A 15,141-nucleotide genomic window follows, 5' to 3' on the forward strand; every position below is an offset into this window, starting at 1 on the left:
TCGTTTAGAAATAGACTTTCAATCCGTTAATCCTCGTAATCAGACACCGGCGTATCTTCCGGGGGCTTGTCTCTCCGGCTGGCAATACGTTCACGGTACTTCCGTCGCTGTGCCACGAGGTGAGCACGGCACGCGGATAGTCCACCAGTTCGCCGGTGCTTCGTTTGCAGTATTGCAGGCTGAACTCGGCCGGTCGTCCGTTCACCCTGCGCTCCATGATGTCTCTCAGTTGTCGTTGATGTATCCTCTTTTCCATGTGGCAAATGTATGCTGCAAAAGTTTCGTGCGAAAGGACAGCGGTGACCCTCACGGGTCGATGCCGGTGAGGGCGGGGGTAGCAGCATATAACACAAAAATTAACATATTCATTCGAGTCTTTTTCGCAGGGCGGTGCGGAGTTGCTTCGCAGAAACAAGGGAAAAATTTCCCTTGTTGAACCCTTATGCTATTGGTAATACGTATGTTTTACAGCAGTTTTATGGGAACGGCTGGAGGCACGAAAAAAGCCCTTGCTTGGACGGCAAGGGCTTATATATACGAATATTCCTTTGTTTTATTCCGGCAGTAGCAGTTCGATCAGTTCACGCAACCGTATGGCGGCAATACGCTTTTCTTCATCAGTTGCATTTTTGGAAGTCAGCACCGTAAGCAGGCGCAGGGCTTCGACACGGTTCATATATTCACACCTCCTTTCCTGATATTCCACATAATCGGATTATATACATCAGCGGGCAATCCGCAAGTATTCATTTTTCTTTTCATAACAACCTCCTTCGTTATATTTGCCTCCCCTGATGATGCCCATGCAAAGGCGGGGGTAGCGTTGGTAAATGCACATTAATTTCCCTTGTGTGAAGCCCAGTTCCCGATAGGCTTCCGCAAGCCTTTTCTGCATATCCTTGTTCTCATCGATGAGATATTGTTCGAGAGCGGTCATAGCTCACCTCCCTTCTTCAATTCCTCGTTGTGTCGCTTTTCAATTTCGTTAATGAGGTTACGCAAGGCAATGAGTTCCTCGTAAGCCACAGCGTTCATGCTTTCGTCGGTTACACTGACATAATAGTCTATGTAGTCTCTTTGGCTTTCCATGTGATAATAACAGTTCTCACCGATAAATACCTGTTCAGGCTTGATAATCTTATTCATTGCTCGCCTCCTTTCTCATTTACACCATGCAGCAGGTGCCGCAGGCTGGTACGTGTATTGTTCAGGGTGTAGAGGTGGTTCAGCAGCGTGGAGTCCTCGCAGGGCATATCGTCACGCTGGTCCAGTAACAGGTCTATCACGGCGTCGATGCCGTCTATCAGAGCCTGGCCGTAGCCTCCTTGCAGGAAGGCGAGTTCCTGGCTGATAGTGTCGTTCAAGGCGAAGTGGTGCGTGGTATTCATCTTGCACCTCCTTCCTGAAAGGTGATGTTAACGGTACCACCGGACACGTAGAAAACAATGGAGTTGTCACGTTGGGCCGCATGGATGCGCTTGCGGCCTTCGCAGAGCTGGAGGCCAAGGTCAGATAACATTTTCTGGACTTTCTCAACGGATACATAGCGTCCGCGTTCGCTTGATTTGTTCTTTTTCATATACTGTATTGGTTTGGCTGTTACAGACAAGTTTACGCATACACGAACGGCTGCCTGTTTCCCGTATAAGTCGCCAAACCAATACAGTATTATCCTAACGGGAATACTTGTGGGAAAAGACAGCCGTAAGTTTCGTATATGAACATCACCCCCTACGCTACGGGTGATAATCTATGGACATAAAAAAAGCCCAATTTCGTATTGAGCATCTAACCGGATACCCGTCGGACAGCAATAGCTGTATTGATTTGGCACTGCAAACATAGTGATAATATTTGGAAATGCAACAAAAAAGGCGGAAGTTTTTTGCTTCCCCACACGAAGGAGTTCCGAGGCTGCCTCGTAAGTTGTCCCTCTGAGGGGGATAACTGGATATATGTCAACCGTTACCCTGAGGGGAATGGTTGGAGTGTTCAACTGCGGTGCTCAACACCGCAGTTGAACTTTGTTCCTCAGTCGAACAGCTTCGGTTCGTTCGTCAGCCGTTCCTGCCTTATCTTCTCCAGCTTGCGTCGTTCGCCCGCCACCAGCTTCTTCAGTTCGTCAATCTGCGCCGTGGCCCGGTCGATGATGTGCAGCGACTCGCGCTCCAGACGGTTCTGCTCGTCCATCCGTTCCATGGGGCGGTGGAAGTAAAGGTAGAGGGCGTGGTAGCACTCCATGCGGTAGCGGCGCACCTTCTCGCGGGCTTCTTCTTTCACGTTGTCCGGGTTGATGGTGAACAGCCATCCGTAGATGAATTCTATCGGCAGGCATACCATTTCGTACTGCTTTCCGTCGGCTCCAGTTGTTGCCCTGAGGGCAACAACTGACCCCAAATCTTCACTTTCGTTAACTTTACGATATTGCCTTTCATAGGAAATTCCCAGCGCATCGCATATCGGGCGAATGGGAATAAGTCCGTCACTCGTGGCCACGATGTCCACACCGTTCACTCTGATAATCGTTTTTTCTTCCATAATCCAACAATTTTAGCGGTTAATTTTCGTTTTCGCGGACAAATATATTTGTAATTATTTGATAATCAAATAATTACAAAAGAATTAACTATAATTTAACACAACAAACAGCATAAATAAACAAAAAGCGGAGCCCGCAGTGGGTTCCGCTCGTTTGTCAAGTTTGTCTAAGTACGGCTTAGATGGCATCTAAGGCAGGCTTAGGCAGCATCTAAGTACGGCTTAGGCGCAGGGTCAGCCCAGCGGGTCTTCACCGTCTGCACCTTCGTCGGTTCCGGCATCCGGATCTTCGGGGTCGGGCTGCGGCTGTCCGTCGAAACGGGTCCAGCGCACCTCGCCCGGGGTAAGGGCACGGGTGGTGGTGTCGCCGCTGAAGCGTGTCTCGGGCGTGAAGCGCACGCGGGCACGGGCGATGTCGTCGGCGGTCACTTCCTTGGCCGTCTCGCGTCCGCCCTTCTTGGCGGCTGCGGTGTAGCGGAAGTGTCCAAGGTCTTGCAAGTGGACGCTGCGTCCTGCGTTCATGCCGCGCGCCATGACGCTGGGCAGTGCGGCCAGCACGGCCACCACGTCGGCCTTGGCCACGGTGCTGGCTTCGGCAATTTGGGCGGCGATTTCGTTAATCTCCATCGGACGGTCCACAAGCACGGCCACGGGATAGAACTTCCCGTTGGTCTTCATCTGTTGGGCTTTGAAAAATGCCATAGTGTTGTTGGATTAAGAGTGAAACATAAAATTAACCGGAGGCGAAGGTAGCAGGGAACGCCGTCGGGAGAAAGGACACCGCCCTTCATCGGAGGAAGAACGCTCCCCCCGCCACCATTCCCGGCTCGGTGAAGAAGAAGTTCATGCCCAGCCACAGGGTGTCGAATGCATCGGTGATATGTGTCTTGTATTCGTCGGGCGTGTCGGGTGTATCCGGCGTGCCTTCGGGCGTCTTGTCCTTTTCGAAGCCGTTCTTTCCCTGCCGGACGCCGGTCTGTTCCAGGGCTATCTTCAGGAATTCGTTGTTGTAGAGGTTGATGCGGACGAGCAGGAAGTCGGGGTCGCCCTTCAGCGAGCGGTCGATGTTCAGATGCTTCCAGTCGTGGCGGGGTGCCTGACCCACGTACACCATCTGGACGGTGTAGCCGTTCTCTTCGAGCACGCGGCGGATGATGTCGGCATAGCTCTCGCTGGAGGCTCCGGTCTCCCAGGTGAAGGTGTGGTCGTAGTAGACCACGACCTCGTGCTTCAGCTTGGGGCGGTAGTAGTCGGCCACCTGCTTCACCAGGTCTTGCAGCTTACCGGGGGTCTTGACGTAGAACGACTTCAGCACACGCATCGTCCCGCCGTCCTTCTGGCCGACGCAGCACGTGCTGATGGAGGCGTTGGAGTCGAACGCCAGGTGCAGGGGCGCATCGAAATCAAGGTCTCCGTCGCCCAGGCAGCCGCTGGAGCTAAGTCGCTTCCAGTCGGCCCCCAAGGCTTGGAGGCGTCCGCTGTCCGTAGGGGTGTAGAAATGCACCTTTTCGTCCAGGGCCGAATAGAAGCCATTCTCCACCCGGTAGATCCGCTCGTTGAGGAAGGCGGTACGCCACACCAGCGGCGGCGAATCGCGGTACATCTGCCAGATGTAGTCCTCACCCAGCACTTCGAGGTTGTCGAAGACATCGTACTCTCCGTAGAACACGGTGTATTCACGAGTCTTGCCGGGGGCAGGATGCACCGGCGGCTGGTAGCGGCGGGCGATGTCGAGGTCGCGCCGCAGCTCGCGGATCTGCCGCTGCACATGCTCGGTCAGCGGCTTGCGCCTGTACTCCTGCAGTTGCTTGTAGAGGGTGCGGATGAGGTTGATGTGGTCGGTGTTCATCTCCTCGCGCTTGTCGAGAATCCAGCGTCCCATGGCGGCGGTGGGCATATCGGTGCTGTAACACACGCTATGATGGTGCGGGCAGTGCCCGAAGTACTGGCGGTTGCCACGGTTGGCCGGGTTGACCTCGCTCTTGATTTTCTCGTAGCTGAGAAACTTGGCTTCGGGTCCGATGACCCAGTCGATGGACATGGAGTTGGCCGACATGCCCTGGTTGAACGACAGCACCACCATAACGGTGCCGTTCCAGAAGTGGAAGGCATTGTTCCAGCCCTCCCGCATCAGGGGGCGGACAGGAAGACGGAAGCCCATCGACGCCGGGGCACGGTGGCCGACAACGTAATGCACGCCCTCCAGATAGCCCCATTCGGCCAAAGCCTTGCAGATGGCGGGCAAGGTGTTGCCCCAGGCTTTGGCATAACTGGGCGATATCAGGGCGCCCAGCGAGCCGGGCATTTCCCAAACATTGCGCAGGATGAATCGGGCATCGATGCCTTCAGACTTTCCGGTACCGCGCGAGGCGATGATATACTCATCGTGCGCACCGATGGCCATCGCCTGCCGTTGCATCTTGTTGAAATACTTGCGCACGACATTCGCCTGCTTCATCCGAAGCTCCTGGGCCGAAGGGGCTACAAATTCTTCATTCATCATTCTTCATTCTTCATTATCTTTGCATCCTCCGCCTGACCCTTGAAGTAGGCCCTTAACTGACGACGCTTTTCTTCCACATTATCAACAGGTTCGAGGCCGTCAACCAGTGTGACGTCGTCACTCGGTTCAAACGACGGCGGTATCATCTGCGAGTAATCAAAAGCGTCGTCTTCCTTATCGCAGCGGGTGTACTTTCCGATTTTATCCAGGCAGGCAGCTGCTCCCTTGGCATCGTTGTTCTTGATAGCCACATCGTAGGCTTTCTTCGCACCCTCTACAATCATGTAGCGGTACCACGACTTGGCGGCGAGCTGAATGTTTCCGACCAGCCTGTTCATCATGGCGATGTCACGGTAAGCCTGGCTTTTGCTTACTGGTTCGGCCTGTCCGGCACATCCGGCCATGAGGAAATTGACCATCTCTGCGTCTTCAACAAGAGGTTCATCCATCTTTTTAGAAACACAGAGCATCATCCGCCGCTTTATCTCCAGTTCTCTGGCAGATAGCGTACGGGCGGCTTCCTCTTGATCCTTAAACAGGCTTCGCTCGATGCGGTCGTAAGTGGTATCTTCTTTCATCATTCCTGAATGTTTTGTTCCTTCATATACTTGTCGGCCAGCGGTTCGGCGGCCGGACTGCCTGCCTTGGCCAGTTTGATGACGGTCTTGCGCAGCTCGTACTTGGTCTGCAGACGGCCACGATGGTAGGCCGTATAGATGTCGCTGGCGGTGTGGCTCTTGCAGATTTCGCAGAACAGGTCGCGCTGATCAGCGTCAATCCTTATCAGAATGGCGATTTCAGAGGGCGGCAATAGCGTAAGGCTCCGTATCTTGGCTTCATCGGTCAGGAAGAAGAGAGGCCGCAGGCTGTCCTCCGACACGCTGAAGGTTGCTATCCGCACATCAGCCTCCCCGATGGCACATAAGAGAGAGGGCAATACCTCATGTATTGCCCACTCGCCTTTGTGCATAAACGGCCTGCATTGGCCGGGGCACAGCGCATTCTGAAACAGTTCATTGAACCTTTTCACTTTCTTGCTGTACTTCTTCTTCCAGTTCCTTCAGCTCGGCCTCATAGCGCTGGATGCGCTTCATGGCGTTCTCATAGACATTCTGCCTGCCGTCGGCCTGTGCCTTTTCAGCGGCGGCCTGGCTGTTGCGGATATTCTCCTTCAGACGCTTGATTTGACGGGCCATCTCGTAACCTCGAACGACGGCATTGTCACTGTATTCGGGGCGTTTCTCGCTCAAATCCAGCGAGGCCTTCCCTTCAGCCCATTGGTCGATAGACCGCCACAGCTTGCGACGTTCATCATCGAGATCACAGAGTTGGTCGGCCAGTTTCTTACGTTCTTCGTCAGACAATTCAGTGTTAGTCAAATCATTGTGCAGGCTGGCATACAGCGGTGCAATCTCCTTGATGCGGGCGTAAGCCTTCTGCAGCGACTTCGGCAAAGATTCTTCCGTTACAACCTTGACACCCGGTGCATTGAGTGCATCCACTTCCTTTCGTAGCTGTTTGATTTCCTCCAGGTTGCTTTCCACCTGCTTCTTCAGTTCCTCGATTTCTTCGGCATGTTCTTCATTTCCATCCTCCAGATAACCGATGCGTGTCTGAAGGTCTTCGTTCAGATCATCGAGTTCCTGAATGCGGTCGTTTCGCTTCTTCAACTCTGCCTGCTTTTCGGCATCAGAAACCGATACCTGGCGCACATCCAGTTCCTCTTCAGCTGCTGCGATGACCAGTCCTGCACGAATATTTTGCGCAACTTTCGACAGGCAGTTCGTCAGCTGCGTAAAACGAGGATCGAACGGGTGTGACACACCGTCTGCTCCACATTCCAGATAACTACCATAACGTTGCTTCATGCTGTCGTTGGCTAATAAACGAAACAGAGCCATACCGTCAGCGTATTTGCGCTGACGGTCGGCTAACCAGTTAAACAGTTGTTCTTTACGCTTCATATCAGCCTCCTACTCCTGCAGATGTCCAGGTACCATCCTTGATTTTCTCGATGTCAATCGGCGTTTCCAGGAAGATGGCGCTATAATTACTGTCCGCCGTGATGGTGAAGGTGTGTCCACGTCTGTCGGCTCGTGCCTGTCCACCATTGAATGCTACCGACGTAGCAGCTGGCATACCCGGCTGGCCGATGATCATCTGCTGGCCGTCAGAGTCTTCGAACACGTAATAGCCCGGTGTGTTCTTTACCATGGCAGCGAATGCATGTGCTTCTTTCATGTTGCCAGGAAAGAAACCGGTTAGGGTTTGTTTGTACGACATACCATCGACTTCACCCTGTGCTTCTACATTATAACCAACAGTTGCATCGGTGTTATACAGATAAACAGGCATCTCGACGGCTCCTTCTTCAGGGAACGTAAAAGATCCGGCAGCTGTCACCAGAGTTTCATTATCGGTTGCTTCTTCCCATTCTGGTACGGTCGGTACCGAAGTCGCGGCATCGGCAGGTACAAATAATAGATAGCCTTTGAAACCTCCCATATTATTGCGCCCCATCGGCCATTTCAATGGTGCGAAAGCTGGTCCTACAGCCATAAGCAGAGTAGTTGAGTCGTGACCTTCTGTGAAACCGCACAGATATACTGCCATTACCGCAATGAATGCGATAGCCAGTCCGATATATAACTTCTTATTTTTCATATCACTCTTTTTTTAGGGTTCAACAAAATTAACCGGCAGGCGTGTAAGCGGCTTCTTTCGTCGTCACTTCACCGGCCTTCACCACTACACTGGCAATGTCGCTGGGTTTGGTCTTGCCTTCAACGTCAGCGAACTCAACCGTATAGGTGCCAGGAGCCAGGCCATTGATGTACTGGCCGCTTGCTCGTTTGGCCGCTTTTCCTTGGATATTCCACAAGCCTTTTCCGTCATCACCTATGATGGTCACACTGACGGCACCCGTCTTGCAATAGTCACCGGCCAAGTCAAGGCCTTCATTCTTTTGTTCATTCGTGCAGAACACCTTTTCGTGCCAGTCGTTGATACGGGTATCATAGCCACTTTGCAGCCAGAACTGCCACTCGTTCGGGTCTTCGTAAATATCGCGGATCTGACAGAATCGGGCAGCTGCTTGTGTGTTGAATGCCAAGTCCATATTACCACGTTTCTGAAGAATCAAGCGACTACCACGACCGAGAGCTTCGTGAGTATCAACAATAAGAGAGGGACACATGGCGTCTTCACGCAACAATTCTATCATACGTTGCATGGATGGATATTCTTGCATCCTCAACTTGTTGCGGAGGGCAGCACGTGCCGCAAGCAATACGGTATTGGCACACAAAAGCTGAGGTGTTCCACCGATACTGCTACGTAAGAAAGTGTGTGTTCCACCGATCCATTCTACCAAATTCTCGTATGCCGCATAGTCTGTGTCGCTTTCCGGCATCTTAAATTCACCACTGACAGAGAAGTTTCCGCGGGCTGCATTGATGTCCCCTGATGCCATAAGCATATCAGCTTTTGTGAAAAAGCCGTCAAATGCACCGTCCGGTGATTTGCTTTCTTCGTCACGTTCGGCATGGAACATGGCATATACTACATCTTCAGCGTGATTCCTCACCAGCGTAAAAGCGACACGCGTTTCCAATGGATGGCGTTTGGTGATGTTACTTACTGGTGTACCTCCAATGACAAGCAATTCATTGTCATTATACACTTGACTGTTCTCCTTGGTGATGCACACCACATCCTTTGGCTCAATAGCCGAAGGTTCAAAAGTGAGCAGCTTTTCTACCATGCTGAAATCCTTACCTACCTTATAAGACTGGGTACCACCAGCATGGCGACGTTCGTTGATTCGTACATGCTTGCCCTGCAAGTCCATCAGGTTAAGGTGAAGTATTGCAGCCACATCTTTCAACGTGGCATAAGGCAATGTACGCAAGGTTTTGTCATAAATCGTCATCGCTTCATTGAGCTTGCTGACGTCAATTAATTTAGGTGTTGCCATTTCTTTGTTGTTTTTTTAAATCAGGCCTTCTTCTTTCAATCGGGCAGACATTGCTTCATAATCGGTTGCATTCTTGTCTCCGAACTCGGCCAATGTTTCTTTCTCATCAGAACCGGGTTCAGATTTGGGTGTCAGGTTACCGTCATTTCCGGCAGGTCCTTGCTTCAAGTTCTCAACCTGTTCCTTAAGTTGCTTGATCTCATCATCCTTCTTCTGAAGGTCTGTCTTGAGGGTACTGATTTCACCTTCCTTCTTCTGAAGATTGGATTTCAGTGTGGTCACTTCATTAGTGGCTGAAGAGAGTTCTCCATTTGCCTTCTCCTTGTCGGCCTTCAACTGTGTATTCTCTCCCTGCAGGCGAGATAGCTCTGCATCAAGAGAATCCAGCTGCTCATCTGTAATGGCAGTCACATCGGCCTTATCCTCACCAATCTTCAGAAAGGCGAGAACAGATTTCCATTTCGTTTTAAAGTTCATAATTCCAGATGTTGGTAATGTGAGTTCTGGCACAGTACTATTCTCCATCCCTGCTGCCAGACATACAGAGGTAGAGCGGTCATACAATCTGACTGCATTGGCATTGGCAGGGACGTCAACGATGCTGGCTTCCATCAGGTCACATTTCGTCACTGTTTCGCGAGTCTGACCTGGTACCAATAATTCTTTCTCGCCGGAAGTGGCGAGAATACGAATACCGATACTGGCTGCATTATATGTTCCGGCATTGAATTTGGCAGCAACCGTCTTTGACAGCTCATCCACTTCATCGAAAACCGGCTCTGCAGACAAAACATCGTCCTCAACACGTATATCTTTCCAATGTCCAATGGCTTTATAGTTACCCCAGATTGGAGTACCTTCGTCACGAAAATGCATATACAGCAGTATCGGGTTCTTTTTGAAGGCTTCCAGATCAATTCCTTCAGTGAGAACTCGAAAACCATATCGGTTCAAATTAGAATCTGATAAAACAATCCGTTTTCCCATTGCACGTTATTTTGGTGCAATGATACAAACGTTATACAAGTTGTAGAAGGACGCTACACCTCTATATATTCAAGAGCCGGAGTGAGAGAAATAGCGGATAAGCGCAGTTGGAAACCGGCCAGATCTGAAGTATTGTTTCCAGGAGATTCTTCCAATGTACCAAGTAGAGGGTATTCATTGGTACCAAGAATGCGCAGTTGTTTGTTAGCATCAGTGTATCGTATCAAGCATCCACATTTTGCATATTTGCGTAAAGTAGCCAATAGGCTTGGGGTTACAAACGGCATGGGAAGCAGCGTGTTACAGCTGTGTTGATATACAGTCCCGGCATCATTACTTTCTGGTGTAGCGGTACAAGATGTATTTTTCCTACTAATAGGCAAATCTATCCAAAGTGATCCATTATCCGCTGAAGAAACCAAAACTTTCGTTTCCGTATGCGAAAAAGTAGTGACCTTGTCTATCGGGCAAATCTCGCATTTTAGGATTCCACCAATATTATTCATAACATACTGATATATAAATATTTAACATTTTTGACGCATCTTTGATACATTATTTGTGCAGAAAACGGACAAATCAATACACTTGCTGCATGAATTATTTTCGCGAATATTTGCGCTTCTCCCTTCGGCGGACAGTTCCTCTCCATCGGTAGTAGTTTTTCAAGAAGGCATCTTCTGTCAGGCTTTCGATACGATACTTACAGATGAATAGGTGAACCGCATCCTTGTAGTCGATCCCTTCACGATGCTTCATCGTATCAAGCAGATCATGCACTTCTGCCCACATCATCGTTTCGATTTTCTTGGCGATTATTCGTTGTGATCGTATGCTAAGATAGTTGTAATACTCGGGGCGCTTTCCAACACTTCGTTCTGGGAGTATGATCTCAAGATTACCGTTATCAACGGGATGATTAATGGGGCGCTTCTCTAGTAGATCGTATATGACATGATATAAATCCAGCCTGTCGGGTATTCTAATGGGATTGCCTATATCACTTTCACACTTCCCTGTGATGTATTCACGAAGGTGCTCTGAAACTTGAATACGTGTTGTGGTCATAATTGTTAGATATTGAATTTCAGACAAATATAATAAATATATTCTTCTTTTGCAATGAAAATGGATTACATTCTATGCTTATTCGTTCAAAATCTCAATACACTAATATGGATGAGTCATGTCTTTACAATTATTGAGTGATTCCAGTTAATAGGTAGAAAATAGTGCAATAGTGCATTTGTACGGATTGTGTTTTTAATTGTGCTGTAAATCAGTGATTTAAAGTTTTTTAATCGCTGCACTTCTATGCACAGTTTTTGTTGTTTGTGCACAAATCGCATTTTGTCTTCAATAAGTGCAAATCGTGCGAATTTCGTGCGTAAATCGTGCAAAAATTGTGCAGTTATAATGGTTTGATATTCAAACTTATAATATTACATTTGTAATATGGCGCACGATTGCACGATTTTTTATACGTTTTTATAGGTAATACATTATTATAATATAATAAAATAAAAAATATATACCCTTGGCTTGGCGTTCCCGAGCCTCCTGCACGTTTGTCCTATTCGTATTATCTAATGGTTAGGGGTAAAGGGGAAAGGGCTTTGAATAAAATTATCGGCCAACGCTTACGCGCCGGCCGATGATTGATAGAATATTCCATAATATGTGTACAATGATACTCTTGTTACCGGAAGTCTTCAGAGTAATAACTGCAACAAATGAATTCGTATTCGCGAGGAATACTTTTCACACCAACACCTACAAAAATACCACGCGCAGCCATTTCGTATAGGCGCTGGTTGGTTAGAGTAGCCCCTCGGAAATTGTATTCTGGACACAAAACAAAATAAGCGCGTTGCAAATCTATGCTATAGATGTCTGATGCCATCAATTTGACGGCGTCAGAAGGTATTCTGGCGAATCCCATACGCACAGCCAGCTTTGCTAACATGTGTTTACGCTCTGTTGGATCTGCTGATACAACTACATGTATTTTTAGTTCTTTTTTTATCATAATTTTGTTGTATATATCATTAAAAATCAGTATCTTTACATTGAAATAAATTGGGATGTCCTACATCTTTCGAAACTTATTTGAATGATATTCGGATGGTCTGAATCCTATGGTTCTTCTTACGATTTCCCCGTCGTCAGACAATTCCAATTCACCTTTGTTGATATCATAAGGTTCCTCTATGATACATAAGTTCACAATGTCACGGAATAAATTCATACTCTTTACGCCACACTTATCCGATATGCGGAATGAATGCCCTTCAGGCAAATCATGACACAACAGCCATACGCTATTGTAGAACGCCATGAAACGTTTGGGGGCTTTCTCATACAGCGGTAGCAACCGTTTGATGATTTCTTCGTGGGTGTCTGACATAAATGGATTATTTTAAAATTCGAGTTTTCCTTGGTTATCAATTGGCAATCCCATCGGGTCGGTGGTATTGGAAGTCGTATCACAATTCTGTGTGCCTATTGTGAAGTATTCTACGCCACCGCTCTTGTCATCAAGGATAGGTTTGCCATCTTTATCGTAGTACAGAGGTTTCCCGCTCTTTGAATCGTACTTGTTGGGATTGAACAGATACCCTTTCCATTTGCAGTACAAGACCAGTTTCTTTTTAAACGGTTGCGGCTGAATATACTTCCGCTGTGATGGGTCGTAGGTGACAAATGAGTCATACATCTCTTTCCGGGCGATACGTTTGTTGATATGTTCGTCCGAGCTGAAGTACTCATCGGCCCACGAAATAAGCGTTTCGCCGATTTCCTGACGTAGCTTGCGCTGCTCAAGGCGTTCTCCTGGTGCTTGCACAACACCATACTTCAAGTAGAGTTGGATGCAATTGGCTAGCATGTTCCAGCATAGGTTCCACTGATGATAATCCCATTCGCTGAAGAAAAGTACTCCGAAATCGTCCAGCGGCTTGTGCGTGTCATTGTAGTAATCCGAGAAGGCTATCAGCCATTGTCTGTCGGTGAAGCTGGAACCTGTTCCCCGAATGGCATGGTTGGTGGCGATATATATTTTGGGGGATTTGGCAAAAGGGTAGGTGATACGGCTGCCTCCCTTTTTGTTGACCATCCAATCGCCGGTCAGGTTTGGGAACAGAAATTCAAAGTTAAAATTCTGCAGCACGTCGTCGATGAAAACCAGACGCGTCTTTTCGTCGATGTCGTTCCAAACGAACGAGTCGTTGAAGATGTCTGGCTTTTTGCCTGGTATATAGACGATGGGCATTACTTGGCGCATCAGTTCTCCGATGAGCGACTTTCCACTTCGGCCATTAGATTCACCGACTTCACTTTGCTTTCCATCCATGCCGATTACGGCTCGGGTAACGTTGTTGTCTTTCGCTTCCATAAGCATGTAGCCGATGGCGCATAACTTGGACAGCAAATGCAAGTTGTTTTCCAGTAATTCGTCTTCTTCGACTTCTTCCGGTTTTTTCCGCCAGGTGAAGTTACTGGTGTTGATCAGGAACTGCAGGTAGTGGCATTTCTTCCCTTCAGGCGATAACTCATAAGTGTATTTCCCGTCAGTTTCCGTGAACGTGATCAGTGGATGACCATAATATTCGGCATCGACTGACTTCTTCTGCTCACTCCAGATGTGATGCATGATGCTTTCGTACCCGACTTCTTTCACTTCATACTGGGTGATCTGCCAGCAGCGCGACGCGAAGTAGAAATACTGCTCTTCACGGCTCGCTGCTACGAAGTTGGGTGTGATGAAAGCAAGGCGCGACATCTGATAGGGGCCAACATATTGAGAACCTCCCTGCAGTAGCATGTTGTTCACTCGACGGGAACAATGCTGTTCTGCGAACGCATACATGAAATCGCGGGCGTCGTCAACACTGATGGTACGAACTACCGGCGGATCCAAGTGGATAAACAGCCAGCTTTCGTCGAGCAAACGGTAACGGCCGATTCCTCGGTTCTGAAAGAAGTTTTTTCCGGCCACATAGTCATACTGGCAGTCGTACATCGGATTGCCGTTGCTGTCGTACTTCTGGTTTCCATTGCGGTCTTCCTTGGGTACTTCAATCCAGAATTTTTCGTCCTCTTCGAAGGGTAGGGCGGATACCAGTTTGCCATCTTCATCGAACTTCCAGGCGTACCGGCCGAAAATAAATTCCGGCAACTCCTTCAGTACGTTCTTGTGCTGCTCGGCAAACTTCTCGTGACTGTGCAGGTTCCACAGTTCTCGGAGTTTCTGGTCGTTCCACGTTGTCACCTTGTACATATTGACGTATTGGCCGTGGCCGCTCTTCTCGTTGCAGGCAAATTCCATATCTTTAGCCAGTTCGCCTTCGCGGCCTTGCAGGGTGTTGGCCAACAGGTCATCCAGTCCCTTGTCGTCGGCTTCGTTTTTCAAGATGTGGCCGATGAATATCTCTACCATGATGCCCCGGTTCTTAAGCATTCGCATATACTCCTTGAAGTTGCGTGCCGCGGCAAAGAAGCATTTGGGGCGGGTATCAACCGGCGTGTTTATCTTGATGTTCCGGCTCAGGTCATTCCAGTCGCTGTCGAAGATGAAAGCCACTTCCTGAACTCCACAGGTAGTGATGATCTTTACAAGGTCCTCGGGTAGTGATCCTTTCTGGCCGAGGTTCTGGATACCGCTCACGGCGATGGAGGGTATCCCGTGCTTGCAGGCTTTCTCCGCTTTCTTCTCGCCTTCCTGAATATAGAGGCGAGTGAACTGCGTCTTCTCCTTGTACATCCGCCGGAGTCGTTCGGGTATATAAATGGGTGTGCCGCTTCCTGCAGGCGACTTGTACTTATAAGGTTGCCCATTTTTATCCAGGTGTTCTTCAGGATACTGCCAGCGGACGCGATAGTATTCTTTTGGTTCAGTGTTTCCCTTCCGTCGCCCGGGCATCTTACGCAGGTAGGTGACCGGCATTCCTTCGAGGTCGTAGTATTCGATGATGACGTCATCCCCTTGGGTGATATTACCGTATTCATCGATGGTTCCGGGGCGGAACGTCCGAGCTTCGAAGATGCTCTGTGCGTCGCCGGTCTTATATATCTTAGCCGTTACGTCTGCAAAGGTCAGTCCGCTGGCCGCAAGCATCCGTGCGCAGTAGCTGTCGGT

The 15,141-nt window shown here is 49.1% G+C and carries 20 protein-coding genes; all 20 read right to left on the bottom strand.

Annotated elements, in window-relative coordinates; genetic code table 11:
* Positions 1–4: 4 nt before the first annotated feature.
* A complete protein-coding gene (locus tag Q3C19_RS15640) occupies positions 5–256 on the bottom strand; it encodes a hypothetical protein (RefSeq protein ID WP_234984005.1) in 252 nt (83 codons plus the stop codon).
* 297 nt (positions 257–553) lie between these two features.
* On the bottom strand, positions 554–676 hold the full coding sequence (locus tag Q3C19_RS15645; protein ID WP_302730535.1) for a hypothetical protein: 123 nt from the start codon (positions 674–676) through the stop codon (positions 554–556).
* 48 nt (positions 677–724) lie between these two features.
* Positions 725–937, bottom strand: a complete 213-nt coding sequence (locus tag Q3C19_RS15650; RefSeq protein ID WP_302730538.1) for a hypothetical protein — start codon at positions 935–937, stop codon at positions 725–727.
* Positions 934–1,146, bottom strand: coding sequence for a hypothetical protein (locus Q3C19_RS15655; protein WP_302730540.1), 213 nt, complete (start codon positions 1,144–1,146; stop codon positions 934–936). The genes Q3C19_RS15650 and Q3C19_RS15655 overlap by 4 nt, the downstream gene beginning before the upstream one ends.
* The gene (locus Q3C19_RS15660) at positions 1,143–1,388 is read right to left on the bottom strand and encodes a hypothetical protein (protein ID WP_302730542.1); all 246 of its coding nucleotides are present in this window, start codon (positions 1,386–1,388) and stop codon (positions 1,143–1,145) included. The genes Q3C19_RS15655 and Q3C19_RS15660 overlap by 4 nt, the downstream gene beginning before the upstream one ends.
* Entirely contained in the window at positions 1,385–1,579 is a 195-nt protein-coding gene (locus Q3C19_RS15665) for a hypothetical protein (protein ID WP_302730544.1), read from the bottom strand. Before Q3C19_RS15665 ends, Q3C19_RS15660 begins: the two co-directional genes overlap by 4 nt.
* 452 nt (positions 1,580–2,031) lie before the next feature.
* Positions 2,032–2,538 carry a phage antirepressor N-terminal domain-containing protein gene (locus tag Q3C19_RS15670; protein WP_302730546.1) on the bottom strand — a complete coding sequence of 169 codons (507 nt, stop codon included), beginning with the start codon at positions 2,536–2,538 and terminating at the stop codon, positions 2,032–2,034.
* Between the two features lie 234 nt (positions 2,539–2,772).
* Positions 2,773–3,240, bottom strand: coding sequence for an HU family DNA-binding protein (locus Q3C19_RS15675; RefSeq protein ID WP_302730548.1), 468 nt, complete (start codon positions 3,238–3,240; stop codon positions 2,773–2,775).
* An 85-nt stretch (positions 3,241–3,325) separates the two neighbouring features.
* On the bottom strand, positions 3,326–5,041 hold the full coding sequence (locus tag Q3C19_RS15680; RefSeq protein WP_302730550.1) for a hypothetical protein: 1,716 nt from the start codon (positions 5,039–5,041) through the stop codon (positions 3,326–3,328).
* Entirely contained in the window at positions 5,038–5,622 is a 585-nt protein-coding gene (locus tag Q3C19_RS15685; RefSeq protein ID WP_302730552.1) for a hypothetical protein, read from the bottom strand. The genes Q3C19_RS15680 and Q3C19_RS15685 overlap by 4 nt, the downstream gene beginning before the upstream one ends.
* The gene (locus tag Q3C19_RS15690; protein WP_302730554.1) at positions 5,619–6,071 is read right to left on the bottom strand and encodes a hypothetical protein; all 453 of its coding nucleotides are present in this window, start codon (positions 6,069–6,071) and stop codon (positions 5,619–5,621) included. The genes Q3C19_RS15685 and Q3C19_RS15690 overlap by 4 nt, the downstream gene beginning before the upstream one ends.
* Positions 6,055–7,005, bottom strand: a complete 951-nt coding sequence (locus Q3C19_RS15695) for a hypothetical protein (protein WP_302730556.1) — start codon at positions 7,003–7,005, stop codon at positions 6,055–6,057. The genes Q3C19_RS15690 and Q3C19_RS15695 overlap by 17 nt, the downstream gene beginning before the upstream one ends.
* Position 7,006: 1 nt before the next feature.
* Positions 7,007–7,705, bottom strand: coding sequence for a hypothetical protein (locus Q3C19_RS15700; protein ID WP_302730558.1), 699 nt, complete (start codon positions 7,703–7,705; stop codon positions 7,007–7,009).
* Between the two features lie 28 nt (positions 7,706–7,733).
* Positions 7,734–9,017: a carboxypeptidase regulatory-like domain-containing protein gene (locus Q3C19_RS15705; RefSeq protein ID WP_302730560.1), complete on the bottom strand. Its 1,284-nt coding sequence runs from the start codon at positions 9,015–9,017 to the stop codon at positions 7,734–7,736.
* A gap of 15 nt (positions 9,018–9,032) precedes the next feature.
* Positions 9,033–10,004, bottom strand: a complete 972-nt coding sequence (locus tag Q3C19_RS15710; protein ID WP_302730562.1) for an HK97 family phage prohead protease — start codon at positions 10,002–10,004, stop codon at positions 9,033–9,035.
* A 53-nt stretch (positions 10,005–10,057) separates the two neighbouring features.
* The gene (locus Q3C19_RS15715) at positions 10,058–10,510 is read right to left on the bottom strand and encodes a hypothetical protein (RefSeq protein WP_302730564.1); all 453 of its coding nucleotides are present in this window, start codon (positions 10,508–10,510) and stop codon (positions 10,058–10,060) included.
* A gap of 94 nt (positions 10,511–10,604) precedes the next feature.
* The gene (locus Q3C19_RS15720; protein WP_302730566.1) at positions 10,605–10,799 is read right to left on the bottom strand and encodes a hypothetical protein; all 195 of its coding nucleotides are present in this window, start codon (positions 10,797–10,799) and stop codon (positions 10,605–10,607) included.
* Positions 10,800–11,703: 904 nt separating this feature from the next.
* Complete coding sequence (locus tag Q3C19_RS15725; protein ID WP_302730568.1) at positions 11,704–12,033, bottom strand: hypothetical protein; 330 nt, start codon at positions 12,031–12,033, stop codon at positions 11,704–11,706.
* Positions 12,034–12,093: 60 nt separating this feature from the next.
* Positions 12,094–12,411: a hypothetical protein gene (locus Q3C19_RS15730; protein WP_302730570.1), complete on the bottom strand. Its 318-nt coding sequence runs from the start codon at positions 12,409–12,411 to the stop codon at positions 12,094–12,096.
* A gap of 12 nt (positions 12,412–12,423) precedes the next feature.
* Positions 12,424–15,141 (bottom strand): DUF3854 domain-containing protein (locus Q3C19_RS15735; RefSeq protein WP_302730572.1); only part of this gene is annotated, 2,718 nt, incomplete at its 5' end.

It is taken from the genome of Bacteroides sp. ET489, from assembly GCF_030518095.1.
GTDB classification, from domain to species: domain Bacteria; phylum Bacteroidota; class Bacteroidia; order Bacteroidales; family Bacteroidaceae; genus Bacteroides; species Bacteroides ndongoniae.